This window comes from Bradyrhizobium sp. GW821-FHT12B03, from assembly GCF_058807535.1.
This window is the reverse complement of sequence record NZ_JBXAQU010000005.1, coordinates 110,034-133,765: the sequence shown is the minus strand read 5'-3', so window position 1 is coordinate 133,765 and position 23,732 is coordinate 110,034. Positions and strand designations below refer to the sequence as shown.

The 23,732-nt window shown below is 64.3% G+C and carries 23 protein-coding genes; 11 read left to right on the top strand and 12 right to left on the bottom strand.

Features of this window, described 5'->3' with window-relative positions:
- Positions 1-166: 166 nt before the first annotated feature.
- The 3 genes from AC1RUR_RS12235 to AC1RUR_RS12225 are packed head-to-tail and all read left to right on the top strand — an operon-like array spanning position 167 to position 3,693.
- On the top strand, positions 167-1,150 hold the full coding sequence (locus tag AC1RUR_RS12235; RefSeq protein WP_492844184.1) for a zinc-dependent alcohol dehydrogenase family protein: 984 nt from the start codon (positions 167-169) through the stop codon (positions 1,148-1,150).
- 24 nt (positions 1,151-1,174) lie between these two features.
- Positions 1,175-2,707, top strand: coding sequence for a bifunctional aminoglycoside phosphotransferase/ATP-binding protein (locus tag AC1RUR_RS12230; protein WP_492844182.1), 1,533 nt, complete (start codon positions 1,175-1,177; stop codon positions 2,705-2,707).
- A gap of 11 nt (positions 2,708-2,718) precedes the next feature.
- Positions 2,719-3,693, top strand: a complete 975-nt coding sequence (locus AC1RUR_RS12225) for a CHAD domain-containing protein (protein ID WP_492844180.1) — start codon at positions 2,719-2,721, stop codon at positions 3,691-3,693.
- On the opposite strand, the gene AC1RUR_RS12220 is transcribed toward AC1RUR_RS12225, so the two are convergent.
- Positions 3,690-5,531 (bottom strand): PHA/PHB synthase family protein, encoded by a 1,842-nt coding sequence (locus AC1RUR_RS12220; RefSeq protein WP_492844178.1) that lies wholly within the window; start codon positions 5,529-5,531, stop codon positions 3,690-3,692. The two genes, AC1RUR_RS12225 and AC1RUR_RS12220, sit on opposite strands and share 4 nt — an antisense overlap.
- A 225-nt stretch (positions 5,532-5,756) precedes the next feature.
- Here AC1RUR_RS12220 and AC1RUR_RS12215 point away from each other — a divergent pair, with 225 nt between their 5' ends.
- Entirely contained in the window at positions 5,757-6,485 is a 729-nt protein-coding gene (locus AC1RUR_RS12215) for a CBS domain-containing protein (protein ID WP_492844176.1), read from the top strand.
- Positions 6,486-6,496: 11 nt separating this feature from the next.
- On the opposite strand, the gene AC1RUR_RS12210 is transcribed toward AC1RUR_RS12215, so the two are convergent.
- The 4 genes from AC1RUR_RS12210 to AC1RUR_RS12195 all read right to left on the bottom strand — a co-directional run bounded on the left by AC1RUR_RS12210 (position 6,497) and on the right by AC1RUR_RS12195 (position 9,561).
- The gene (locus AC1RUR_RS12210; protein WP_492844174.1) at positions 6,497-6,955 is read right to left on the bottom strand and encodes a RidA family protein; all 459 of its coding nucleotides are present in this window, start codon (positions 6,953-6,955) and stop codon (positions 6,497-6,499) included.
- A gap of 21 nt (positions 6,956-6,976) precedes the next feature.
- On the bottom strand, positions 6,977-8,668 hold the full coding sequence (locus AC1RUR_RS12205) for a benzoate-CoA ligase family protein (protein WP_492844172.1): 1,692 nt from the start codon (positions 8,666-8,668) through the stop codon (positions 6,977-6,979).
- Positions 8,669-8,817: 149 nt separating this feature from the next.
- Complete coding sequence (locus AC1RUR_RS12200; RefSeq protein WP_492844170.1) at positions 8,818-9,309, bottom strand: MarR family winged helix-turn-helix transcriptional regulator; 492 nt, start codon at positions 9,307-9,309, stop codon at positions 8,818-8,820.
- A 9-nt stretch (positions 9,310-9,318) separates the two neighbouring features.
- Positions 9,319-9,561, bottom strand: coding sequence for a hypothetical protein (locus AC1RUR_RS12195; protein ID WP_492844168.1), 243 nt, complete (start codon positions 9,559-9,561; stop codon positions 9,319-9,321).
- A 25-nt stretch (positions 9,562-9,586) separates the two neighbouring features.
- Between AC1RUR_RS12195 and AC1RUR_RS12190 the strand changes: the two genes are divergently transcribed.
- Together AC1RUR_RS12190 and AC1RUR_RS12185 are read left to right on the top strand one after the other, a co-directional pair.
- The gene (locus AC1RUR_RS12190; RefSeq protein ID WP_492844166.1) at positions 9,587-10,762 is read left to right on the top strand and encodes an ABC transporter substrate-binding protein; all 1,176 of its coding nucleotides are present in this window, start codon (positions 9,587-9,589) and stop codon (positions 10,760-10,762) included.
- A gap of 30 nt (positions 10,763-10,792) precedes the next feature.
- Complete coding sequence (locus tag AC1RUR_RS12185) at positions 10,793-11,248, top strand: cupin domain-containing protein (RefSeq protein ID WP_492844164.1); 456 nt, start codon at positions 10,793-10,795, stop codon at positions 11,246-11,248.
- Between the two features lie 9 nt (positions 11,249-11,257).
- Here AC1RUR_RS12185 and AC1RUR_RS12180 read toward each other — a convergent pair whose 3' ends face one another.
- From AC1RUR_RS12180 to AC1RUR_RS12170, 3 genes are all read right to left on the bottom strand, one after another.
- Complete coding sequence (locus tag AC1RUR_RS12180; RefSeq protein ID WP_492844162.1) at positions 11,258-12,508, bottom strand: flavin-dependent oxidoreductase; 1,251 nt, start codon at positions 12,506-12,508, stop codon at positions 11,258-11,260.
- Positions 12,509-12,696: 188 nt separating this feature from the next.
- Positions 12,697-13,533, bottom strand: coding sequence for an enoyl-CoA hydratase family protein (locus AC1RUR_RS12175; RefSeq protein ID WP_492844161.1), 837 nt, complete (start codon positions 13,531-13,533; stop codon positions 12,697-12,699).
- 28 nt (positions 13,534-13,561) lie between these two features.
- Entirely contained in the window at positions 13,562-14,323 is a 762-nt protein-coding gene (locus AC1RUR_RS12170) for an SDR family NAD(P)-dependent oxidoreductase (protein ID WP_492844158.1), read from the bottom strand.
- Positions 14,324-14,508: 185 nt separating this feature from the next.
- On the opposite strand from AC1RUR_RS12170, the gene AC1RUR_RS12165 reads away from it, so the two are divergent.
- The 5 genes from AC1RUR_RS12165 to AC1RUR_RS12145 are packed head-to-tail and all read left to right on the top strand — an operon-like array spanning position 14,509 to position 20,243.
- Positions 14,509-15,327, top strand: coding sequence for an alpha/beta fold hydrolase (locus tag AC1RUR_RS12165; RefSeq protein WP_492844156.1), 819 nt, complete (start codon positions 14,509-14,511; stop codon positions 15,325-15,327).
- A gap of 7 nt (positions 15,328-15,334) precedes the next feature.
- Positions 15,335-16,624 carry an acyl-CoA dehydrogenase family protein gene (locus AC1RUR_RS12160; protein ID WP_492844154.1) on the top strand — a complete coding sequence of 430 codons (1,290 nt, stop codon included), beginning with the start codon at positions 15,335-15,337 and terminating at the stop codon, positions 16,622-16,624.
- Positions 16,625-16,626: 2 nt separating this feature from the next.
- Entirely contained in the window at positions 16,627-18,162 is a 1,536-nt protein-coding gene (locus AC1RUR_RS12155) for a class I adenylate-forming enzyme family protein (protein ID WP_492844152.1), read from the top strand.
- Positions 18,159-19,247: an NAD/NADP octopine/nopaline dehydrogenase family protein gene (locus AC1RUR_RS12150; protein ID WP_492844150.1), complete on the top strand. Its 1,089-nt coding sequence runs from the start codon at positions 18,159-18,161 to the stop codon at positions 19,245-19,247. Before AC1RUR_RS12155 ends, AC1RUR_RS12150 begins: the two co-directional genes overlap by 4 nt.
- A gap of 3 nt (positions 19,248-19,250) precedes the next feature.
- Positions 19,251-20,243, top strand: coding sequence for a 3-hydroxybutyryl-CoA dehydrogenase (locus AC1RUR_RS12145; RefSeq protein WP_492844148.1), 993 nt, complete (start codon positions 19,251-19,253; stop codon positions 20,241-20,243).
- On the opposite strand, the gene AC1RUR_RS12140 is transcribed toward AC1RUR_RS12145, so the two are convergent.
- The 4 genes from AC1RUR_RS12140 to AC1RUR_RS12125 are packed head-to-tail and all read right to left on the bottom strand — an operon-like array spanning position 20,240 to position 23,716.
- A complete protein-coding gene (locus AC1RUR_RS12140) occupies positions 20,240-21,286 on the bottom strand; it encodes a 2,5-dihydroxypyridine 5,6-dioxygenase NicX family protein (RefSeq protein WP_492844146.1) in 1,047 nt (348 codons plus the stop codon). The two genes, AC1RUR_RS12145 and AC1RUR_RS12140, sit on opposite strands and share 4 nt — an antisense overlap.
- 38 nt (positions 21,287-21,324) lie before the next feature.
- On the bottom strand, positions 21,325-22,092 hold the full coding sequence (locus AC1RUR_RS12135) for an ABC transporter permease (protein ID WP_492844144.1): 768 nt from the start codon (positions 22,090-22,092) through the stop codon (positions 21,325-21,327).
- Complete coding sequence (locus AC1RUR_RS12130; protein ID WP_492844142.1) at positions 22,089-22,874, bottom strand: ABC transporter permease; 786 nt, start codon at positions 22,872-22,874, stop codon at positions 22,089-22,091. Before AC1RUR_RS12130 ends, AC1RUR_RS12135 begins: the two co-directional genes overlap by 4 nt.
- On the bottom strand, positions 22,871-23,716 hold the full coding sequence (locus AC1RUR_RS12125) for an ABC transporter ATP-binding protein (RefSeq protein WP_492844140.1): 846 nt from the start codon (positions 23,714-23,716) through the stop codon (positions 22,871-22,873). The genes AC1RUR_RS12130 and AC1RUR_RS12125 overlap by 4 nt, the downstream gene beginning before the upstream one ends.
- Between the last annotated feature and the right edge of the window lie 16 nt (positions 23,717-23,732).

The window sequence follows — 23,732 nt, the reverse complement described above, 5'->3', positions numbered from 1 at the left end:
TCCTTGGCCGCCAGAATAGCCCGGCTTTCGTTCGGGACGCTTGATCCTCGTCAAGCCAGGGAACCGCCCAGACGGGCAAAGGCGGGCCTTGACGGAAGTCAAGGACTGGCCCTGCACTGCCATTCTATGGATAGTTCGATCGGAGCGGTTCGCCCCGGAGAGACTGATGCGTGCGATGGTGTTGGCTGCCCCGCGAGCGCGGCTGCGGATGGAGGAACGCCCCGATCCAATCCCCGGCGAAGGTCAGATCCGGGTGAGAGTCAACGCTTGCGGCGTCTGCCGGACCGATCTTCATGTCGTCGACGCCGAACTGCCCGACATCCGCTATCCCATCGTACCCGGCCACGAAATCGTCGGCCGCATCGATCTCATCGGCCCCAATGTCGCAACGCATGCGCGGGGTGACCGGGTCGGCATTCCCTGGCTCGGGTTCACCTGCGGAAGCTGCCGGTTCTGCCGGGAGGGTATGGAGAATCTCTGCGACCGCCCGCTCTTCACCGGCTATACGCGCGACGGTGGCTATGCGACGCACGCGATCGCCGATGCGCGCTACGCCTTTCCGCTCGGCGAAGCGGGCGACGACGTGACTACCGCCCCTCTGCTGTGTGCGGGCCTGATCGGCTGGCGTTCCCTGGTCCTCGCCGGCCAGGCCGAGAGGCTCGGCATCTACGGCTTCGGCGCCGCAGGACACATCGTCGCGCAGATCGCGGTCTGGCAGGGGCGATCGGTCCACGCGTTTACGCGGCGCGGCGATACGGCCGCCCAGGATCTCGCCCGCCGGCTCGGCGCCGTCTGGGCGGGCGCCTCGGACGACATGCCGGACACGCCGCTCGACGCCGCCATCATCTATGCTCCCGCCGGCGAGCTCGTACCAACCGCGCTGCGCGCCGTTCGCAAGGGTGGCCGCGTGGTGTGCGCCGGCATCCATATGAGCGACATCCCGAGCTTTCCGTACGACCTGCTCTGGCAGGAACGGCAGCTGATCTCCGTTGCCAATCTCACCCGACAGGACGGTCTCGATTTTCTCAGGATCGCTCCGCAGGCGGGCGTGCGCACCGAGACGACTGCATTCCCGCTCGATCAGGCCAACGAAGTCCTGGACATGCTGCGCAATGGACAGATTCTCGGCGCCGCCGTGCTCAGGCCCTGACCGTATCCCGGGATACCAGCTTCGATGACAGGCGAAACGGTTGCCCAGGAACGGATCTTCACAGCGCTTTGCGCGCATCCCGGCGTGACGCGGATCGACACGCATGCCGCGTCGGTCTTTCTCGACGGAAGCCGCGCGCTGAAGATCAAGCGGGCAGTCCGGTTTCCGTTCCTCGACTATTCGACGCTCGCCAAACGCAAGGCGGCCTGCGAGGAGGAGATCAGGATCAACCGGCCGCTGGCGCCGCGGATCTATCACCGGGTCGTGGCGATCACCGAACAACCGGACGGATCGTTGAAGGTCGACGGAAGCGGCCGGCCGGTCGAGTACGCGGTCGACATGTCCCGCTTCGACGAAAGCCGGACGCTGGATCATCTGGCGAAGGCGGGCCCGCTGGACGCGAACCTGGCCTCGGCTGCGGCCGACGCCATCGCGGCGTCGCATGCGCTAGCATCCCGCGCCGACGGCACGGCATGGGCTTCCTCCATCCCCGGCCTCATCGATGGAAACAGCAACGGCCTGCGGAAGGGCAACCATCTCGAAGCTGAAGAGATCGAGCAGCTCAGCCAGGCCTCGCACGCGATGTTCGTGCGCCTGCGGCCGCTGCTCGAAGAGCGCGGCCGTCAGGGATTGGTGCGCCGCTGCCACGGCGACCTGCATCTTGCGAACATCGTGGCGATCGACGACCAGCCGGTGCTGTTCGACGCCATCGAGTTCGATGCGCAAATGGCAACTGTCGACGTGCTCTACGACCTCGCTTTCACGCTGATGGACCTGCTGCACCACGATCAACCATTCGCAGCCAATCTCGTCCTGAACCGGTACCTCGCCGCAACGCCGCCGGAAAATCTCGACGCGCTCTCCGCCTTGCCGCTGTTCATGTCCATTCGCGCGGCGATCCGCGCCCAGGTGACGCTGGCGCGACTGGCCCGGCCCGATGCCGACCAGACCGGAATTCTTCACGAGGCGCGCCGTTATTTCGACCTTGCCCGAACTCTGATCCATCCCCCCGCGCCCCGCCTGATTGCGGTCGGCGGACTATCGGGCACCGGCAAGTCCGCCCTCGCCCGCGCGCTGGCACCCGACGTCGCGCCGCAACCGGGAGCTGTCGTGCTGCGCAGCGACGTCATTCGCAAGCAGCTGTTTCGGGTGGAACACGTCCACCGCCTGCCGCCGTCCACGTACCGGCCTGAGGTCACGGCACGCGTCTACGAGGTGCTGGTGCAACGGGCCCGGCAGGTGCTGGCGCAAGGCCATTCCGCAATCGTCGACGCGGTCTTTGCAAGCGAGTCCGAACGGGACCAGCTGACCGCCATGGCCCGCGCATGCAGCGTGTCGTTGACCGGCCTGTTCCTCGCCGCCGACCTCGCAACCCGTCAGGCGCGCATCGGCGGCCGCCATGGCGATGCCTCCGACGCCACGCAGGAGGTTGCTGCGCAGCAAGAGCACTATAATATCGGTCACATCGGTTGGACGATCATCGATGCATCCGGGACACAAGAGCAGACGCTCCAGCGCTGCCGCGACGCGATCACAAAGCAAAGGCAATCCGATTGACGCGGGCAAGGATGTCGCGACCCACCACGAATTCGACCGCCGCCGCGCGCGCCAAGCCGGCGACGCGGCGCAATGCCCTGCCCGCCCGCCTCAGCCCCGGCATGGCCTGCGATACGGCGTTCCGGATCATCGCCCGCCGCCACTTCGACGCCGTCCTTGCACAGCACGACGGCACGTGCCGCGGCGACCCGGACGCGCTGCACCACATCCGCATCGCGCTGACGCATCTGCGCACCGCCATCCGCTTCTTCTCGCCGATGGTGGACGACACTCTGCGGCCGAACGTCTGGGCCGAACTGAAATGGCTGAACAGCCAGCTCGGCCTGGTGCGTGACCTCGACGTGGCGATCGAACGGGTCGTCGCCGAGAGCGGCGAAGAGCTCGCCGTGGTCGCCGAGCTCCAGCACTGGGACGAGAAACGCGCCGAGAGCCACCGCCTGCTCGCGCGCGCGCTGCAATCCGCGCGCTATCGGCGCCTGGTCGAGCAGACCTCGGCCTGGATCGAGAGCGGGCCCTGGTCGACCCGGCGCAGCAAGGAAGCCGTCAGGTTGCGCCGCTGCCCGCTCGCCGACCACGCGACGGCACGGCTGGCCGAGTGGGAAGAGACGCTGCTCAGGAAGGCCCGGAAGCTGCGCAAGCTCGACGTCGAGAAACGACACAGGTTGCGGCTTCTCAACAAGCGAATGACCTATTCGATCGAGTCGCTCGCAGACCTGTTCGAGGACGATTCGCTGACGAAGCAGAAGTCCATCCTCAAGCAATTGCGCAAGGCGCAAAAGTCACTCGGACAATTGAACGACGATGCGCGCGGGCAAACGCTGGCAGCGTCATTGAACGGCGCCGGCCCCGAGGCCGGCATTCGCTTCCTCGACCGCAAGCGGGAAAAACGGCTGTTGCGAACCGCTTCGACCGCCTACCGGAAACTGGACAAGGCCAAGCCATTCCGCTCGTCGGACCTTGCGCCGAATTCGGAGCCGGAAGACTAGGTGTGGACGTAGTCACCCGGCGCGTCGGGCAGGCCGTCAACGCCCCCGACACCGATCGGCGGCGGATCGCAGGGCGCACCTGAGCGCGCTGCCAGCCACTGAGCCCATTCCGGCCACCACGATCCCTCGACATGCGGCGCCAGCTTCAGCCATTCGTCCGGGCCGACATAAGGCGCATCCGCCGCCTTGGTCATGACCTGATAGTTGTGCCAGGACTCGTCGGGAGACGCGACGACGCCGGCATTATGGCCGCCGTTGGTCAACAGGAACGTCACGTCGGCATCGGCCTGATAGTGGATCTTGTAGACGGATCGCCATGGCGCCACGTGGTCGGCGCGCGTACCCACCACGAACATCGGCGCGTGAATGTCGGAGAGCGAGACGCTCCTGCCTTCGACGCGATAGCGGCCTTCGGCCAGATCGTTGTCGAGGAACAGCTTGCGCAGATACTCCGAGTGCATGCGATAGGGCAGCCGCGTCGCGTCGGCGTTCCAGGCCATCAGGTCGCTCGGCGGCGAGCTCTCGCCCATCAGATAGTCATGCGACAGCCGCGACCAGATCAGCTCGTTCGAGCGCAGCAGCTGGAACGCACCGGCCATCTGTGTCGTATCGAGATAGCCGCGCTGCCACATCATGTCTTCGAGGAAGGCGACCTGGCTCTCGTTGATGAAGAGCGTCAATTCACCGGCCTCGGTGAAGTCGGTCTGGGCCGCAAGGAGCGTGATGGTGCCGAGGCGGCCATCCCCGTCACGCGCCATGGCGGCGGCGGCGATCGACAGCAACGTGCCGCCCAGACAGTAGCCGAGGGCATGGGTCTTCCGATCGGGCATGATCCGGCCGATCGTGTCCAGCGCGGCCATCACCCCGAGCTTGCGATAGTCGTCGAAGGCGACATCCCTGTCCTTCGCATCCGGATTGCGCCAGGAAATCGCGAAGACGGTGAAGCCTTGACCGGTGAGATATCTGACCAGGGAATTCTGCGGCGACAGGTCGAGGATGTAATACTTCATGATCCAGGCCGGCACGATCAGGATCGGCTCGGGTCGCACCTGCGCGGTCGTCGGATGATACTGGATCAGCTCGATCAGATCGTTGCGGTAGACGACCCTGCCGGGCGTAATCGCCACCGTCTTGCCGGCGACGAACTGCTCGCCGCCCCCCGGCTTCGAGACCGAGAGCAGGCGCATCAGATCGCTGCACCAATTCTGCCAACCGAACACAAAATTCTCTCCCCCGCTCTGGAACGCCCTTTCCAGAACCTGGGGATTGGTGGCCGCGAAATTCGACGGCGCAAGCATGTCGAGCATCTGGCGCACCGAGAACTCGACGACGGCTTCATTGGCATGAGACACGCCCCGCACGCCGGTCGTGGCATCGTGCCACCAGCGCTCGGTCAGCAGGAACGCCTGCGCAAGCAGATTGAACGGCGCGGCTTCCCATTGCCGATCCTTGAACCGACGATCGCGTCCCTTCGGCTCGATCACGGACCACGGCTTCTGCGACGTCGCGTGCGCGGCGGCTTCCAGGAGCCGGCCGGCATCGCGAAGAATGTTGCGGGACATCTGCATCTGGCGCTCCGGCGCCGCAGCAAGATGCGAACTCCAATCGAGCCAGGCGAGTGACAAGGCCACAGGCGAAATCCCGCCCGTGAACCGCGCCAGCATCGCATGAAACGCGCGATCGAGAGGGTATGGCTCCGATGCAGTCGGGGAATTGGCGACGACCGGCTTCTCTGGAAGCCTTTCGGGGATCGCCACAGAGGCTTCGACAGCCGAATTGGCGGCGAGCGCCTGCGCCGGCGGCTCTTCGGCCCGTGGAAAGATCTTGACGACGCTCATGGCTGGATGGTCCTGCGGGCTGCTGTTTGACGTCGGCAGCAGGATATGGCGACGCTTCCGCCACGCGTTGAGCTGCATCAAATCCCGGGACGGATCACAATTGCTCAAGACAGGGATGCTCAAACGGGGTGAAACGGCCTGGATCGCCTTGACCTGAGTCAAACCGCACCCCGACGGCCGAGCTAGGTTTGCGCATCGAAATTTGACAAGCTAGCGGAGTCTTCCATGCGCGCCCACCAGATCATGACCCGGTCGGTCATCTCGGTCACCCCCGACACCAGCATCGTCGAGGCGGCGAACATCATGCTGAAGCGGCACGTCAGCGGCCTCACGGTGGTTGACGACACCGGCAAGCTGGTCGGCGTCGTCTCTGAAGGAGACTTCATTCGCCGCAGCGAGATCGGCACCGGGCGCAAGCGGGGCCGCTGGTTGCGGTTCATCCTTGGTCCGGGCAAATCGGCCAGCGACTTCGTCCACGAGCACGGCCGCAAGGTTTCGGAGGTAATGACCGCCTCGCCCGTGACCATCACCGAGGATACGGCGCTCGCCGAGATCGTCGACCTCATGGAACGGAACAACGTGAAGCGCCTGCCGGTGGTGCGCGGCGACATGGTCGTCGGGATCGTGTCCCGCGCCAACCTGTTGCAGGCCGTCGCGGGGCTCGCCCGCGAGGTACCGGATCCCACGGCAAACGACGATCACATTCGCGGCCGCATCATCGACACCATGGAGAAGAACGACTGGTGCCCGTTCGGACTCAACGTCATCGTCCGCGACGGCATCGTTCACCTCAGCGGTGTCATCACCGAAGAGCGCGCGCGGCAGGCCGCGGTCGTCGCGGCGGAGAACGTCGAAGGCGTGAAGAAGGTGCACGACCATCTGTGCTGGGTCGACACCATGTCCGGCGTCTATCTGAACTCACCCGAGGACGACGAGCTCGCCAAGGCGAGCTGAGCAAAGGCGGCTCAGCGAGGAATCACGGCGGTGGCCTCGATCTCGACGCGCGCCGCCTTCTCGACGAGCCGCACCACCTGAACCAGCGCCATCGCCGGATAGTGTGCACCGAAGATGGCGCGATAGGTCTTGCCGAGCTCCTTCAGATTGGCGAGGTACTCGTCCATGTCGACGACGTACCAGGTCAGTCGCACGAGGTGCTCGGGGCGTGCGCCGGCCTCAGTCAGGATGGCGGCAATGTTGCTCAGGGTCTGGTGGACCTGCGCGACAAAGCCGTCCGCGAGCCGCTCTTCAACGTCCCAACCGATCACACCGCCGGTGACGACGATCCGCCCTTCGGCCGCGATGCCGTTGGCATAGCCCTTCGGCACCGGCCAGCCGGACGGCTGGAGGATTTGCGCCACCGAACGCGTGTCATTCTCGTCGGCGGTCGACAGCATCGTGAGCTGCGGGCCTTTCGGCGTCGTCACTGACAATTCCCGGTCCTTCTCTCATTCTGCCGCCACGCCCGACGACGTCGCCGCAGCCTGCGCCAGTTGCCGCAGGGCAAAACGCTTCAACTTGCCGGTCTCGGTCTTCGGCAGCTGCGTCACGAACTCGATCGCGCGCGGATATTTGTACGGCGCGATCTCGCGCTTGACATATTCCTGCAACTCGGCGGCAAGTTGAGCATCCGCGGTCACGCCGGGCGCTGCAATGACATAAGCCTTCACGATCATTCCACGCGCCTCGTCCGGTGCGCCAACCACACCGCACTCGACGACGGAGGGATGCGTCAGCAGCGCCGCCTCGACATCCGTGCCGGCGATGTTATAGCCGGCCGACACGATCATGTCGTCGGAGCGCGACTGGTACCAGAAATAGCCGTCGCTATCCATCAGATAGGTGTCGCCGGTGATGTTCCAGCCATCCTGGACGTACTTGCGCTGCCGCTCGTCCGCGAGATAACGGCACCCGGTCGGTCCTCGCACGGCGAGACGTCCCATCGTACCCGGCGGCACGTCGTCGCCGGCGTCATCGACGATCTTCGCCTCATAGCCCGGCACCGGCTTGCCGGTCGCGCCCGGGCGGATCTCGTCCTCGGTTGCGCTGATGAAGATGTGCAGCATCTCGGTCGAGCCGATGCCGTCCATCAGCTTGATGCCGGTCGCCTTGAGCCAGGCATCGAATGTCGGCCTGGGCAATGTCTCGCCGGCGGAGACGCACTTCCGAAGCGAGGAAATGTCGCGGCCCGGAAGCTTGCCGATCATGGCGCGATACGCCGTCGGCGCCGTGAAGCAGACCGTGGTCTTGTACTGCTCGATCGCGTTCAGAATATCGTCCGGCGTCGTCTTCTCCAGCACGACGAAGGAGGCGCCGATATGCATCGGGAACAGCACGCCGCCGAAGCCGAACGTGAAGGCGAGCGGTGCGGAGCCCACGAAACGATCCTTCTGCTCGGCGCGCAAGATGTTGCGCGCGTAGCCGTCGCAGACGGCCAGCATGTCGCGGTGGAAATGCATGGTGCCCTTGGGATCGCCTGTTGTCCCCGACGTGAAGGCGATCAGGCAGATGTCGTCGGAGGCGGTGTCGACCGCCTTGAACTCCGGGCTTGCGTCGGCGATCAGCGCCTCGAGCGAGTCCGCCGCGCCATTGCCCCAATAGACGACCTGCTTGAGACCGGGCGCGGCGGCTTTCGCCTTCTCCATCTCGTCGGCGAGCTTTCCGTCGCAGAGGGCCAGCGTGATCTCCGCCTTCTGGATCGGATAGGACAGCTCCTTGGCGCGCAACAGCGGCATGGTCGCGACGCAAATGCCCCCGGCCTTGATCACCGCAAGATAGGTTGCGACCATCATCGGATTGTTGGCAGAGCGCAGCAGCACGCGCCCGCCGGTCACAAGACCAAGCTTGCCGACCAGAACATTGGCGATGCGATTCACGAGCGACTGCAGCTCGCGGTAGGTATGGCTGACGACGGGATTGATGACGCACGGCGCGTCGCCGCGGCCCTCTTCGACCCAGCGATCGAGGAAATAGCTGACGCAGTTCAATCGCGGTGGGTAGTGTAGCTCCGGCCGCGTGAAGATGAATTCGGGCCAGAGCTCGCGCGGCGGCAGATGTTGCCGTGCGAACGTATCGACATGGGCCGTCGCAGCATTGCCGTCAGACGAGCCCGACATTTGAACCTTGGCGGCGTTGGCCATCGCACGCTCCTTTGCGCATGGAAAGCACCCGGCAGCACTAACTGGGGAAACATTTTAGGCTTAAAACAATTCGGCGCAATAGCGGATTTTGGGCATCCCATGCATTTTCCGGTGGCAAAGTGGATTGTCGGACTGCCCCGCCCGCGGACTTAAGGCCGGCGGCGCGCGGCCGATTTCTGCGCCGACGCCTTGGTCTTGGCGAGGAGGCGCATCAATTCGCGCACATCCTTCGGCGTCAGTTCGGCGAACAGATCGGCGATCCAGGTCTCGTGTTCCGTAGCCATCCTGCGAAATTCGGCGCGCCCGAGCTTTGTGAGGCGGATCACCTGGACGCGGCGGTCCGTCTCCGAGGTGCGGCGGTCGAGATGGCCGGATTCCACCAGACGCTCGACGAGGCCGGTGACATTGCCGTTCGACACCATCATGCGCTTGGAGACGTCGGACAGCGTCATGCCGTCAGGAGCTTTGTCGAGCTGTGCCATCAGATCGAAACGGGGCAGCGTGACGTCGAACCGCTGCCGCAGGCGGCCGCGGACTTCGCCCTCGATCAGGGTCGTGCAGGTGAGCAACCGCAACCACAGCCGAAGCTCTTCGGCGTGGTCCTCCGGCGTTTCGGCAGCCTTGGTCTCGGAATCAAGCATCTGGTGCAGTCACTGACGGCAGGCATTGGCGCCGGCACGGATTCCCAACGTTTTGAGCTTCAAATAAATTGAAGCCAGCCGCAAGTCCAAAGCTGCAGCAATCGACCGCACGGCAATTTCTTTAGGCTTCAAATAATTGGCGCGCTGCTTGCATGCTTCCTGCTCCGCGGGATGGCGGCGCCTTGAGCCTTGCTTGCCGCGGCAGCCATCATCGGCATAAGCTTGGATCGGAGTATGCGGCTTGCCACGCAAGCCCTGATGTCACGAGGGACAGATCATGAAGACGCAATTGACCTTGGCCGCGACCGCCTTGCTGCTCGGCGCCGCGGCGAACCCTGCCCTCGCTCAGGAGAAGATCAAGCTGGGTGTGATCGTGACCTTGTCGGGCCCTGCCGCTGCGCTCGGCCAGCAGGTGCGCGATGGCTTTGCGCTTGGCGTGAAGGATCTCGGCGGCAAGATGGGCGGACGCGACGTCGAGGTGGTCGTTGTCGACGACGAGTTGAAGCCGGACGCGGCAGTGACCAAGGCCAAGGGCCTTCTGGAGCGCGACAAGGTCGATTTCGTGGTCGGCCCGATCTTCTCCAACATCCTGCAAGCCATTCACCGGCCCGTCACGGAATCGAAGACCTTCCTGATCAGCCCCAATGCCGGCCCGTCGACCTTTGCGGGCAAGGACTGCAACCCGTTCTTCTATGTGACGTCCTATCAGAACGACCAGGTCCACGAGATCCTCGGCAAGGTCGCGCAGGATCGGGGCTACAAGCGCATGTACCTGATGGTGCCGAACTATCAGGCCGGCAAGGATTCGGTCGCCGGCTTCAAGCTCGACTACAAGGGCGAGATTGTCGAGGAATCCTACATGCCGCTGAACACGCTGGACTTCCAGCCGGAGCTGTCCAAGATCTCCTCGCAGAAGCCCGACGCGCTGTTCACGTTCATGCCGGGCGGCCTCGGCGTCAATCTCGTCAAGCAGTATCGGCAGGCGGGCCTTGCCGACAGCATTCCGGTGCTCTCGGCTTTCACTGTGGATGAATCGACCTTGCCGGCGCAGCAGGACGCAGCCGTCGGCATGTTCGGCGGAGCGAATTGGGCCCCCAATCTCGACAATCCCCAGAACAAGAAGTTCGTTGCCGCCTACGAGGCCGCTTATAACGGCGTGCCCGGTACCTACGCCTTCCAGGCCTATGACGCCGCGATGCTGATCGACAGCGCGGTCAAGGGGGTGAAGGGCGATCTCTCGAACAAAGACGCCGTCGCGGCCGCGCTGAAGAAGGCCGACTTCACCTCGCTGCGCGGCGCCTTCAAGTTCAACACCAACGGCTATCCGATCCAGGACTTCTACCTGACCAAGGTCGCCAAGCGCCCGGACGGCAAGTTCCAGACCGAGATCGTCCAGAAGGTGTTTGAGAATTACGGCGACCGTTATGCCAAGGACTGCAAGGCGGCGAACTAAGACCGCGCGTCGCGTAAAGGGAGGACTGCAATGAAGAGCGAAATCACCGGCATCACGCGGGCCAATGAGGGCATCCAGGGTATTTCCTGGAACATCCTCGGCCAGACCTATGTGCCGAAGAGCAACACCGAGCACAGCTTCTCCTGGCACGCGACGCTGCCGCCAGGCACGTTCGTGCCGCCGCACATTCATCCCGACCAGGACGAGTATCTCTACATGCTGGAAGGCAAGCTCGACTTCGTGCTCGGCAATTCCGAGGCCCAGGCGACCCCGGGCGACCTGATCCGGCTCGGCATGGGCGTGCCGCACGGCATCTTCAACAAGTCGGAGCAGACTGCAAAAGTGCTGTTCTGGGTGTCGCCGACGCGCAAGCTGTTCGACCTGTTCTGGGGCCTTCACAACATGAAGGAGCAGAAACCGGAGGACGTGGTGGCGATGGCCGCCGAGTTCAACATCCACTTCCTGCCGCCGCCGCCCGGCGGCTAGCGGCGGGTTTTAAGCGCGCACTGCCGCCAGTCCCGGCACCGCAGCGAAGCCGGCCTTGGTGGCATAGCCGCGCACGATCGCCTCACGCTGCGAATAGCTGAGCACATTGTCGACATTGTCGAAGCCGTCGGGGGCAAGCTGCTCGACGGCGTCGATGACCCCTTCGGGGCCGCCGCGCCGGTTGGAGCGAACGATGTCAGCCGTCATCGGCAGGCGCTTCTTCTCATATTCGACGAGCGCCTGACGTGGATGCTCGGCGCGAACCAGCGCATCGGCAAGGCAGCGTGCGTCGAGAATCGCCTGCGAGGCGCCATTCGAGCCGACCGGATACATGGGATGCGCGGCATCGCCGAGCAACGTGACGCGTCCTGACGACCAATAGGGCAAGGGATCGCGGTCGCAGGTCGGATATTCGTAGAATTCGGGCGTTGCCCCGATCAAGCTCTTCACATCGATATAAGGCACCGAGAAGCGCGCAACGTGCGGCATCAGCTCCTCGCGCCGGCCCGGCCGCGACCAGTCCTCTTTGCGCGGCGGCGGCGCATTGCCTTCGCCCACTTTGACCAGCACCGCCCAGTTCGTCAGACGGCTTGCCGGGCTTGAGCCCTCCGCGATCGGATAGATCACGACCTTGGCGTTGAGCCCACCGGCCACGATCATGGACTTGCCGGTGAGAAACAGCGGCCAGTCGCGCGCGCCGCGCCACAGCATCAGGCCGTTCCAGCACGGCGGTCCCTCGTTCGGGAATAGCGTGTCGCGCACCCGCGAATGGATACCGTCGGCACCGATCAGGATATCGCCGCGCGCGGTGTGGACGTGCGCCCCTGACCGATCGAAGAAGTAGGCCGTAACGCCGCCTTCGTCCTGCGTGAACGCACCAAGGCGGCAGCCGGTGTGGATTGCTTCGCCCCCGAGCCGCTCCTCGACGGCACGATGGATGACGCCCTGAAGGCGGCCGCGGTGGATCGAGAATTGCGGGACGTCGTGCCCCGCGTCGATGCCGCGGGCTTCGCGCCAAACCTCCTGGCCATGGCGGTTGAGGTAGTAGAGCTGGTCGGTGCGGATCGCGACGTCGTCGAGCTTTTGCAACAGGCCGAGGCCGGCAAGCTCGCGCATGGCGTGCGGCAGCGTGTTGATGCCGACGCCAAGCTCGCGGATGGTATCGGCCTGCTCGAAAATCTCGCAAGCGATGCCGCGCGAGCGCAGCATCAACGCCGTGGTGAGACCACCGATACCGCCACCGACGATAATCGCCCTCATCGCCTTCAACTCCACTCGAAATACGCCAGGCAATGCGGTTAACGTCGCATGGGCGGTCACTCCGCCGCAAGCGGCTTTGTCGCCTCCGCCTTGAGCTCGGCCCGGGTCTTGGGCTTAGCCTTAATTGTCAGCTCCCAATTTCGCGCAAGCCCCCATTGCCGGCTTTACCATGGGTCAAAGCAGCTGCCTCAGTCGCCCCTGAAGACCGGCTTGACCTTGTTGGCAAAGGCCTGGAAGGCACGCTCGAAATCCGCGGTGGTCATGCACAGGGCCTGAGCAACGGCCTCCGCCTCGATCGCCTCCTCGACCGACATCGCCCATTCCATCGCCAGCATCCGCTTGGTCATGGTGTTGGCGAAGGTCGGCCCTTCGGCGATCTGCTTTGCCAGCAATTGCGCCTGGGGCAGCACCTGCTCGGGCGTGACGATGCGGCTGAAGAAGCCCCAGCGTTCGCCCTCCTCCGCGGTCATGAACCGGCCGGTGTAGAGCAGCTCGGAGGCGCGGGACTGGCCGATGATCCGCGGCAGGATCGCGCAGGCGCCCATGTCGCAGCCGGCAAGGCCCACCTTGTTGAACAGGAACGCGACCTTGGCGCCGCTCGCTACGAGGCGCATGTCCGATGCCATCGCGATGATCGCACCGGCGCCGGCGCAGATGCCATCGACTGCGGCAACGATCGGCTGCGGGCATGCGCGCATCGCCTTGACTAGGTCTCCCGTCATCCGCGTGAAAGCCGTCAGCCCTTTGGTGTCCATCTTCACGAGCGGGCCGATGATCTCGAACACGTCGCCGCCAGACGAGAAATTGCCGCCGGCGCCAGTGACGACGATCGACTTGACCGCGTCGTCGAAAGCGCAGGCGCGGAAGAAGTCGGTCAGCTCCCGGTAGCTCTCGAAGGTAAGCGGGTTCTTTCTTTCAGGACGATTGAGCGTCACCGTCGCGACACCGTCGACCACGGCCAGCAGAAAATGCTGCGGCGAATAGTCAACGAGCGGCAGGGTCACGGGGTTGGCTGGTCTGCTCATGCGATGTCCTTTTCCTTGTTCCGAGCCGCTAGATCTCACCGCCGGCCACGGCGATCGCCTGCCCCGTGATCGCGCCAGCCCCCTCGCCGCACAACCACAGCACGGCGTCGGCCACCTCCTGAGGCGAGATCAGCCGCCCTTGCGGATTGTGCTTGGCGAGTTCGGCGATCGCTTGTTCGCGGCTTCTGCCGGTCTTCTTCATGATGTTTTCGATGCTGCCGGCGACCAGATCAGTGTCCGTGAAGCCGGGGCAAACCGCATTCACAGTCACGTTGCTGCTCGCCATCTCGAGGGCAAGCGAGCGTACAAGGCCGACCACGGCGTGCTTGGCGGCCACATAAGCGCTGACATACGCGTAGCCCTTGAGCCCGGCCGTCGATGCGACCGCAACGATGCGGCCATAGGGGCGATCCTTCATCCCCGGCAGTACGGCGCGGACGGCGTGGACGACACCCATGAAATTGACGTCCATCATGCGTGCAAACAGGGCACTGTCCGATTTGGAGAACGGCGCGGACTCAGCACTGCCGGCGTTGGCGATCAGAATGTCGATTGGCTTTCGCGCATGCGCCTCCGCGACGGCTGCTTTCAGCGCGGCTTCGTCCGAGACATCGGCGACCGCCGCGAAATGCGCAGCTCCCGCGCCGACCGCTTCGTCCAGAGTTGCGGCATTCCGGCCGAGCACCGTCACGGTGGCGCCGGCGCCGACGAGGGACGCTGCAATCGCGCGACCGATGCCACGGCCGCCCCCGGTCACCAGCGCGTGCGGCGAATGCGGCAATCCGGACATGCGCTGGCTCCTTGTGAACGACTGATCGCTTCTCCGATATATTTTAACCTTCAAATTTTTGCAACGAGCGCCGATCGCAGTCGCACACGGAAAGAACGGCCCGAAAATTGCTTTAAGTATAAAATTATCTCTTCCCATCGCCGATGGGCCTGTTAGCATCGCCGGGCCGAGCAAAAGGATGTCGCGTGTCGCAGCCTGCGCCAATGATAACAAAGGACGGACGCTTCGCCTATGAGGCCGCCGGCGATCCCGGCGCAATACCCTTGATTTTCCTGCATGGCATTGGCGGCGCGGCGCGCGCCTGGCAGCACCAGCTTGCCACGTTCGGCAACCGCTTTCGCGCGATCGCATGGGACATGCCGGGCTACGGCGGATCGGCGCCGCTTGCCAGCGTCAGCATCGCTGCCCTGGCCGATGCGCTCCAGCAATTCATCGAGCAGCTCGGCGCAACAAAACCCATCCTGGTCGGACATTCGATCGGCGGCATGATCGTCCAGAAATGGCTGGTGCAATCGCCGAAACCGGCGCGCGCGGTCGTGCTGGCGCAGACCAGCCCGGCGTTCGGCAAGACCGATGGCGACTGGCAGAAATCGTTCATCGCGGCGCGGCTCGGGCCGCTCGACCGCGGCGAAACGATGAAGTCGCTGGCGCCTTCGCTGGTCAAAGAGCTGGTCGGCGACGAGCCCGATCCGAAGGGAATGGAACTTGCGCGCGAGTGCATGGGAAGCGTGCCCGAAGCGAGCTATCGCGCCATGATGCTGGCCTTGATCGGGTTCGACCAGCGCAGCACGCTCAAGGATATTTCCGTGCCGACGCTGCTGCTGTCCGGCTCCAAGGACAACAACGCACCAGCGCCGATGATGGCGAAGACGGCGACCTACATTCCCTCGGCTCAATATGTAGAGCTGGCCGGCGTCGGCCATCTCGCGAACCTCGAACGTCCCGATGCCTTTGATCAGGCGCTCGGCAGGTTCCTCGACACCGTCGTTGCAAAGCACAGGTGACTGCGCGATGACCATGCAAGTCAGCAAGACGATCGGCGCGAGCGACAAGGTCGTGCTGGATGCACCGATCTTCGATCCGGTCGCATTCCGTCTGAGCGACGAACAGGCCGGCATCATCGCGCGCGCCCGCGAGATCGGCCAGAGCGTGTTCGCCGGGCGCGCTGCGACCTACGATCGCGAGGCGATCTTTCCGACCGAGAATTATCGCGACCTGCATCGCGTCGGCCTGCTCGGCATCGCCGTCCCGAAGAAGCATGGCGGGCTCGGCGCGAACTACCAGACTTATGCGTTGGCCGCAGCCGAGATCGGCCGCTATTGCGGCGCGACCGCGCTGACCTGGAACATGCATGTCTGCTCCACCCTGTGGTCCGGCCCCCTCGCGGACGATCTCGACATGGACGCGGAGACCCGCGCCGAGCACGAGCGGCGGCGCACGGTCCACTACAAGCGCATCGTCGAGGACGGCGCGATCTACTCGCAGCCCTTCTCCGAAGGCGGTGCGGCGGCCGCGGGTGGCGTCGCCTTCGGTACGGAGGCAAAGCCGGTGGAGGGCGGCTGGATCGTCAACGGCAAGAAGATCTTTGCTTCGCTGTCCGGGCACGCCGACTATTACGGCGTGCTCTGCACCGAAATCGAGGACGGCGGGAAGGCTTCGCGCCGCAACACGCTCTACCTCGCGATTTCCGCGACGTCGCAGGGCGTGTCCGTCGTCGGGGATTGGGATCCGCTCGGCATGCGCGGAACGGTGTCGCGGACGCTGTTGTTCAAGGACGTGTTCGTGCCGGAGGATTCCGCGCTGATGCCGCGCGGCGTCTATTTCCAGGCGGCGATGCGCTGGCCGCACATGTTCCTGACACTGTCGCCGACCTATATGGGCCTCGCCCAAGCGGCCTATGATTTCACCGTGCGATATCTGCGCGGCGAGGTACCGGGCATGCCGCCGGTCAAGCGGCGGATGTACCCGACCAAGCAGATCGCGCTCGCGCAGATGCAAATCAAGCTCGAGCAGATCAAGGCGATCTGGTTCCAGGCCGTCACAGAGGCGTGCGCCAATCCGAGCAAGGAGCAGGTGCTGCGCGCCTATGCCGCGCAATATTCGGTGATGGAGGGGGCCAATGAGCTCGCCGCGCTCGCGATCCGCACCTGCGGTGGCCAGGCGATGCTTCGCTCGCTCCCGCTGGAGCGGATCTATCGCGACAGCCGCTGCGGCTCGCTGATGCTGCCCTGGACCGCCGAGCTGTGCCTCGACCGTATCGGCCGCGAGGCGCTGTATGAGGCCGGCGAAACGGACGACTGACGGTGGACCTATGTAGCCTGATCGACCGCAACGCGGCGTTCGCGCCAGACAAGACGGCCATCGCCTTCGAGGGGGAGCGGCTGAGCTACGCGGCGTTTGCCGCGCGCATCGCACGGACGGCAACGGCGTTGAAGCAGGAGTTCGGCGTCGGCCGGGGCGATCGCGTCGCGATCCTCAGCCTGAACCGGCCGGACTATCTGGTTCTGCTTTATGCCTGTGCGCGGCTCGGGGCGATGCTGGTGCCCCTGAACTGGCGACTGGCCGTCGCCGAACAGCTCTTCATTCTCACCGATGCGGGTGCCAAGGTGCTGGTGCTCGAGCAGGCGTTTGAGGGAGTCCTGTCCGAGCTTGTACGGACAGCGCCGGGAACCTCGGTCATCGGCCTCGACTTTGCACCGCCACGCGGCACGACTTTCGAAAGTCTGCTTGCGTCTAGCGAAGGTAACGGACGCAACCCGCACACCGATCTCTCGTCTCCGCTGCTCATCGTGTACACATCGGGGACGACCGGACGACCGAAAGGCGCGGTGCTGCGTCAGGAAGCGCTGTTCTGGAACGGCGTCATGAGCCAGCACATGCACAACATGACGTCGGACGATCATGTGCTGACGGTGCTGCCGTTCTTTCACGTCGGCGGCCTCAATATCCAGACCACGCCGGCGCTCCAGCTTGGCGCGACCGTCACGATCCACGCCCGCTTCACGCCGGATACGGCGCTCGCGGCCATCGAACAGGAGCGGCCGACCCTGACCGTGATGGTTCCGGCGATCATCCAGGCCGTGAGCGAGCATCCCGCTTGGGCCACGGCCGATCTCTCATCGCTCAAGGCCCTCGCCACCGGCTCGACCATCGTACCGCCGCACCTGATCGATCGCTTTGTCGCGCGCGGTGTACCGGTGCTGCAGGTCTACGGCTCGACGGAAACCTGCCCCATCGCGATCTACACGCGCCTCGGCGGCGATCTCTCGCGTGCCGGATCGACCGGACTTGCCGGCCTGTGCTGTGAGGCAAAGGTGATCGACCAGGCCGGCAACGAGGCGCCGGCGGGCACGCCGGGCGAGATCGCGGTGCGTGGCCCCAACGTGTTCTTCGAATATTGGGGCAATGCGGACGCCACACGCGATGCGCTGCACGACGGCTGGTACCGCACCGGCGATATCGGCCTGTGCGACACGGACGGCTATTTCTGGATCCGTGACCGCAAGAAGAACCTGATCATTTCCGGCGGGGAAAATGTCTACCCGGCCGAGGTCGAGCGGGTCCTGCTGGAACACCCCGATGTCAGCGAATGCGCCGTGATCGGTCGGCCGGACCCACGCTGGGATGAAGTCCCGATCGCTTATGTCATCCGTCGGCCAGACTGCGGACTCGATGCGGACGAACTGAGGGCGCATCTTCAGGCGCAGCTTGCGCGCTACAAGGTTCCGCGTGACATCGTCTTCGTCACCGACCTGCCGCGCACGGCGCTGGGCAAGGTCCAGCATTTCCTGCTGAAGCAGCTTGATGCGCAGTCGCGCGCACGGGGAGAAGCATCTTGAAGATTGCAGTTCTGGGTGGGGGAAACGGCTCTTTCGCGGCCGCGGGCGATTTTGCGCTGGCGGGACATGAAGTCCGGCTCTGGCGCCGCGATGCGGATCAGGTCGCCGCACATCGCGCCGACGGCTCGCGCATCCTGGTGAAGGACCATGCCGGCCGTCACGATGTGAAGCTGGCGCTGGTGACGACCCACATCGCCGAGGCCGTGAGCGGTGCCGAACTGATCCTGTGCCCTGCTCCCGCCTTCGCACAGCCGGATATCGCGCGTTTGCTGGCTCCGCACCTGCGGGACGGCCAGGTCGTGTTTCTGCCGCCCGCGACATTCGGCTCGATGATCTTCGCGAAGGCTGCACAGGATGCGGGGAACCAGGCCAAGGCGAGCTTTGCCGAGACCGGCACGCTGCCCTGGCTCACCCGCAAGCATGGGCCGTTCGAGGTCGCGATCACGATCCGCGCGAAGCGGCTGCCGGTTGGCGTGTTTCCGCTCGATCGGGCGTCACACGCTCTCGACGTGATTGGACGTGCTTTCCCCGACGCAATCGAACCATGCGGAGATGCGTTGTCCGGTGCGCTGATGAATGCAGGTCCCGTCATCCATCCGCCACTGATCGTGATGAACGCCGGCCCGATCGAACATTTCGAGCGATGGGACATCCACAAGGAAGGAACGCAAGCTGCGATCCGCCGGGTGACCGACGCACTCGACGCCGAGCGGATCGCGGTACGCGAGGCGCTCGGCTACGGCGCGCCGCATTTCCCGCTCGCTCACCATTACGCGAAGGAAGGCGAGATCTGGATGTATGGTCGCGGCTCGCATGACCGGCTGACGGATTCCGGCGACTGGCGCGAGCGCATCGTGCTGACCGAACACCGCTACATGCGCGAGGATTTGCGGCTTGGGCTGTCGCTTCTGGCGTCCGTCGCCGGCCTCGCGGGCGTGGCCACGCCGCTCGCCAAAGCTTTCCTCGCCATCGGAGGCGCGATCTGCGGTGAAGATTTTGCCCAAGGCGGCCGAACGCTCGATACGCTGGGTCTTGGCGGCCTCAGCAAGGCCGAACTGCAGACGCTGCTTCGCAACGGATTCTGATCGATGACCAGTCGTGCCAACATCGCCTGTCTCGGGGCCGGCCGCATGGGGCGCGGCATCGCCGTCGCGTTCGCCTATGCAGGGCACAGGGTCGCGATGATCGACGTCAAGCCTCGCTCCGACGAGGACTTCGCCAAGCTTGAAGCGGACGCGCTCGGCGAAGTCAGGAAGACATTTGCCAGCCTCTCAAACCTGGGACTGCTGACCGCGGCAGATGTCGATCCGCTCGTCGCGCGTGTTTCGGTGGTGGCGGCGAGCCAGAGCGGCGCGGCGCTTGCCGATTCCGGAATGGTTTTTGAGGGTGTCCCCGAAGTCGTCGAGCTCAAGCGGGAGGTGCTGGGGGCGGCCTCGCGACAAGCGAAGCCGGACACGATCATCGCATCGACCACGTCGACCATCCTCGTCGACGATCTCTCCGCCGCGATCGTGAACCCTCGCCGCTTCCTCAACGTGCACTGGCTCAACCCGGCCTATTTGATCCCGCTCGTCGAGATTTCGCCCGGCAAAGCCACCGATCCCGCCGTCACCGACGAGGTCAAGGCCCTGCTTGAAGGTATCGGCAAGGTTCCGGTGGTCTGTGCGGCAACGCCCGGCTTCATCGTCCCGCGCATCCAGGCGCTGGCCATGAACGAGGCCGCACGCATGGTCGAGGAAGGCGTCGCCAGCGCCGAGGAAATCGACAAGGCGATCCGCTATGGCTTCGGCTTCCGTTACGCCGTGCTCGGACTACTCGAGTTCATCGATTGGGGCGGTGGCGATATCCTGTACTACGCGAGCCGCTATCTCGAAGGCGCGCTCGGCAGCGACCGCTATCGCGCACCAGACGTCATCTCGCGTAACATGCATGAAGGCCGGATCGGTCTGCGCACGGGCGCCGGCTTCCTCGATTATTCCGGCCTTGATGTCGACGCCTACCGGGCAAAGCGTCTTCAGGCCATGGTCGACCTGCTCCGCCATTTCGAGCTGGCTCGCCCGCCAGTACTCGACCGCAGCTAGCCGAAGACGTCCTGGAGAACGCCCTCCCGCACAACCGCGACGCCGTCCAGCTCGATGGTGGTCCCCATCATCGGCAGGTCGAAATGGCCCGCCGTGTAGCGGCCGGCGAATTCGTTGGCTCCGGTCGAGAACAGGAAATTGCCGGAGACGGCACGTATCTCCGTGCCATTGGTGTCGCGCTGGTCGTACATCGACAGCGCTTCATAGCGCGCGGCCGGGTTCATGCCGAAACCGACATGCGAGACCGCATAGGCTTCGCGGTCGCCCCAGGCCGCAAGATAGGCGCGCATCATTGCGGCATCAGTGCCCTCACCTTCCAGATCGACGACATAGTCGTCCTTCAACGTCATCTTCACAGGGGAAGTCAGGTAACGCTTGAAGGTCAGGTTGATGTCGCCGGGCGCCATCACCAGCGTGCCGTTGATCGTTCCGCTCTTGGGAAAGCTGACGACGATGCCGCCCGGCCAGTGCGCCAGCGTGCCGGGCTTATCGGTCCAGCCCCACACGCCAACCGTTGAGGCACCGACCATGTCCACGTCGAGCGCCGTGCCAGCTTTTGAGGTGACCCGCATCCGTTTGGTCCCGCGGAGCATCTTCGCCGCCGCACGAACGCGCTTCTCGAGTGCGGGGCCCGGCACCATCCGCTCCAGCGCCTCGGGATGCTCGTTGGATATCACCAGAATCCGCGCGCCTGCCTTGAGGATCTCGGGCGTCTCGACCGCATGCATCAAGCCCTCGACAGTGCAATCCACCACGAAGCCGGCCTGCTGAAGCGCGCTGATCACCGGACCAAGCCGCTGGATCGCCTCGCTCGCCCCTGTCGAACGAACCGGAACGATATTCCGGTTACGCGGCGTCGGCATCACCACGTGAAATGGCCGCGCGCCCATCCGCAGCAGCGCGAGTTCTGCCAGATGCACATTCAGCGCACGCGATTGCGTTTCCGAGAGGATCGCCGCGGTATCACCCGCCTTGACCGCGCATCGCTCAAAAATCTCGCAAAACGCGTCGATCCATTTTGCTTCGATGCGATCAGCCAGCATGGTTCACTCCCGGTACTGTAGTTTCTTGTTCCGTCAGATCACGCTTCGGGATAGCCCCGCAAGAGGTACGATCGCACGGCTCCCAGCAGGCCGTTGAGGATCAACCCGAGCAGCGAGATCGTGATCAGCGGCACGAACATGTCGACAGCCTGAAATGTCCGGGCCGCCGTGACGAGGACGTGGCCCAGGCCGTCTGTCGACGTGATCATCTCGGCCAGAAACACCACGATGCAGGAAATGACAAGGCCGATCCGGCAGCCGGTCAGGATCGACGGCATCGCCGCGGGCAGCACCACCTTGAAGAGGATCTCATAGCGCGGCGTCCCCGCCGCCATGGCCGACCAGATCAACTTCTGCTCGACGGTCGAGGCACCATAGTAAGTGGATAGAAGAATGGGAAACAGCGCGTCGGCCGCCACCAACGTAATCTTCGATCCGTGGCCGAAACCGAGCAACAGCAACAGTGCCGGATAAAGCGCTACCTTGGGCAGTGGCGCGAGTACCCGCACGATCGGCCGAACCACGGCATTGATCGCGGGACTGGCGGCGGCCGCGATGCCAATACTGACGCCGAGCACGACCGCAATCGCGAAGCCGGCGAACAACCTGATCAGGGTCGCCGCGATCTCCTGCTGATACGTCCAGGTCACAAGCTGCTGGACCAGCCGGCTGAAGACAAAGCCCGGCGGCGGCAGCAAAACCGCAGGCGCAAAACCGAATGACACGAGGCCTTGCCAAAGCGCGATCACCAGCATGATCGGCACGAGCCCAAGGATGACGTTTGCTGGGAGCAGGCGCGATGTCATGAGAAACTCAGGGGCATGTCGAACTGAGGCTCAGACCAGCGCACAAGTCGTGCGCGGACCCGCTCGAAGATCGCGTCGAGGCAGATTCCCATAGCTCCCACGATGATGATCATGGCGAAGACGGTGTCATATTGCCCCATATCGAGCGCATTGAACAGGATGTTGCCGGCGCCGGATTGGCGGGCGATCATCTCGCTGGTGATCATCGTAATCAGCGCCAGCACGAGCCCCGTGCGGCACCCTGTCAGAATCTCCGGGAGCGCGGCCGGCAGCACGATCCGGACCAAACGTTGCAACGGCGAGAGCCCCATTGCAGCACCCGACCATAGCATCTTCTCTTCGACAGCCTTGGCGCCTTCGAAGCTGTGATAGATCACGGGAAGGCTGACGCCGAGAAAGATCACCAGCGTCTTGGTGATGTCACCGACCCCAAGCCACAGCATGATGATCGGCATCAAGGCCGCCTTCGGCACCGGGTAGATCACCATCAGAAGCGGATTGAAGAAGGCCGCAACCGCGCGGCTGCGTCCCATCAGCAGGCCGAGAGGAATCGAAACAAGCACCGCGACGCTGAATCCAATTGCCATGCGGCGGAGCGAGGCCAGGATGTTGATCAGCGACTCCTTGTCGCCGAGAATATCCGGAATCGCCCGGATCGCCTCGATCGCCGTCGGAAAACTGTCATTCTTCAGCGCGAGCGACGCGACCTGCCATATCGACAGCAGCCCGATGCAGGCGAACACCGGGGCAGCACGTCTGGCGGAGGTAGCCAGCAACGTCATGACGGCGATCCGGTCTCGTCGACCTCGTCGAACATGCGCTCGATTTCGACGACGTATTTCTGGTAGCGCGGATCGAGCAACAGCTCGTTGCGGCGGCGCGGCCGCGGCAGATCGATATCGATCACCTGCCGGATGCGGCCGGGCGATTTCGACATCATCACGACCTTGTCCGACAGGAAGACGGCTTCATCCACCGAATGGGTGACGAACAGCACCGTCTTGCGGTCGCGCTCCCAGATGTTCAGGAGATCGTTCTGCAAACGTGTCCGGGTGTGAGCGTCGAGCGCGCCGAACGGTTCGTCCATCAACAGGACTTCGGGACGATAGGCGAGCGTTCGGGCCAGCGCCACGCGCTGCTTCATGCCGCCCGACAGCTCCTTGGGATAGAAGTTCTCATAGCCTTTGAGGCCGACCATCTCGATCAGCGCCCGGCTCTGCGCTTCAGCCTCAGTGGCCCGCACGCCCTGCTGACGCGGCCCGTACATCACATTGCCCAGCACGGTTTTCCAGGGAAACAGCGCAAACTCCTGGAACACCGGCCCGCGATCGGGACCTGGTCCCGTGATCGCCTGTCCCTTGATCTTCGCCGCACCGCTGGTCGGGCTGACGAAGCCCCCGACGATGTAGAGCAGTGTCGACTTGCCACACCCCGACGGACCAAGGATGGAGACAAAGGCACCCTCTTCGATCGTCAGCGAGATATCCGATAGCGCCAAATGATCCTTGCGCGCCGAGGTCTGAAAAACCTGCGAGACACGGTCGATCTCGATGATCGCAGAAGCCGGCTTTTGTGACGTCACCGGTCTCACCCATTCGCTCGATCTCGAAGGCAACACCTTCATTCCGTCTCTCACTTCA

What these genes read in the sequence shown, in the direction of transcription:
- AC1RUR_RS12235 (WP_492844184.1), top strand. Translation starts at nt 167, where the DNA reads ATGCGTGCGATGGTGTTGGCTGCCCCGCGAGCGCGGCTGCGGATGGAG.
- AC1RUR_RS12230 (WP_492844182.1), top strand. Translation starts at nt 1,175, where the DNA reads ATGACAGGCGAAACGGTTGCCCAGGAACGGATCTTCACAGCGCTTTGC.
- AC1RUR_RS12225 (WP_492844180.1), top strand. Translation starts at nt 2,719, where the DNA reads ATGTCGCGACCCACCACGAATTCGACCGCCGCCGCGCGCGCCAAGCCG.
- AC1RUR_RS12220 (WP_492844178.1), bottom strand. Translation starts at nt 5,531, where the DNA reads ATGAGCGTCGTCAAGATCTTTCCACGGGCCGAAGAGCCGCCGGCGCAG.
- AC1RUR_RS12215 (WP_492844176.1), top strand. Translation starts at nt 5,757, where the DNA reads ATGCGCGCCCACCAGATCATGACCCGGTCGGTCATCTCGGTCACCCCC.
- AC1RUR_RS12205 (WP_492844172.1), bottom strand. Translation starts at nt 8,668, where the DNA reads ATGGCCAACGCCGCCAAGGTTCAAATGTCGGGCTCGTCTGACGGCAAT.
- AC1RUR_RS12200 (WP_492844170.1), bottom strand. Translation starts at nt 9,309, where the DNA reads ATGCTTGATTCCGAGACCAAGGCTGCCGAAACGCCGGAGGACCACGCC.
- AC1RUR_RS12190 (WP_492844166.1), top strand. Translation starts at nt 9,587, where the DNA reads ATGAAGACGCAATTGACCTTGGCCGCGACCGCCTTGCTGCTCGGCGCC.
- AC1RUR_RS12185 (WP_492844164.1), top strand. Translation starts at nt 10,793, where the DNA reads ATGAAGAGCGAAATCACCGGCATCACGCGGGCCAATGAGGGCATCCAG.
- AC1RUR_RS12180 (WP_492844162.1), bottom strand. Translation starts at nt 12,508, where the DNA reads ATGAGGGCGATTATCGTCGGTGGCGGTATCGGTGGTCTCACCACGGCG.
- AC1RUR_RS12175 (WP_492844161.1), bottom strand. Translation starts at nt 13,533, where the DNA reads ATGAGCAGACCAGCCAACCCCGTGACCCTGCCGCTCGTTGACTATTCG.
- AC1RUR_RS12170 (WP_492844158.1), bottom strand. Translation starts at nt 14,323, where the DNA reads ATGTCCGGATTGCCGCATTCGCCGCACGCGCTGGTGACCGGGGGCGGC.
- AC1RUR_RS12160 (WP_492844154.1), top strand. Translation starts at nt 15,335, where the DNA reads ATGACCATGCAAGTCAGCAAGACGATCGGCGCGAGCGACAAGGTCGTG.
- AC1RUR_RS12145 (WP_492844148.1), top strand. Translation starts at nt 19,251, where the DNA reads ATGACCAGTCGTGCCAACATCGCCTGTCTCGGGGCCGGCCGCATGGGG.
- AC1RUR_RS12140 (WP_492844146.1), bottom strand. Translation starts at nt 21,286, where the DNA reads ATGCTGGCTGATCGCATCGAAGCAAAATGGATCGACGCGTTTTGCGAG.
- AC1RUR_RS12135 (WP_492844144.1), bottom strand. Translation starts at nt 22,092, where the DNA reads ATGACATCGCGCCTGCTCCCAGCAAACGTCATCCTTGGGCTCGTGCCG.
- AC1RUR_RS12130 (WP_492844142.1), bottom strand. Translation starts at nt 22,874, where the DNA reads ATGACGTTGCTGGCTACCTCCGCCAGACGTGCTGCCCCGGTGTTCGCC.
- AC1RUR_RS12125 (WP_492844140.1), bottom strand. Translation starts at nt 23,716, where the DNA reads ATGAAGGTGTTGCCTTCGAGATCGAGCGAATGGGTGAGACCGGTGACG.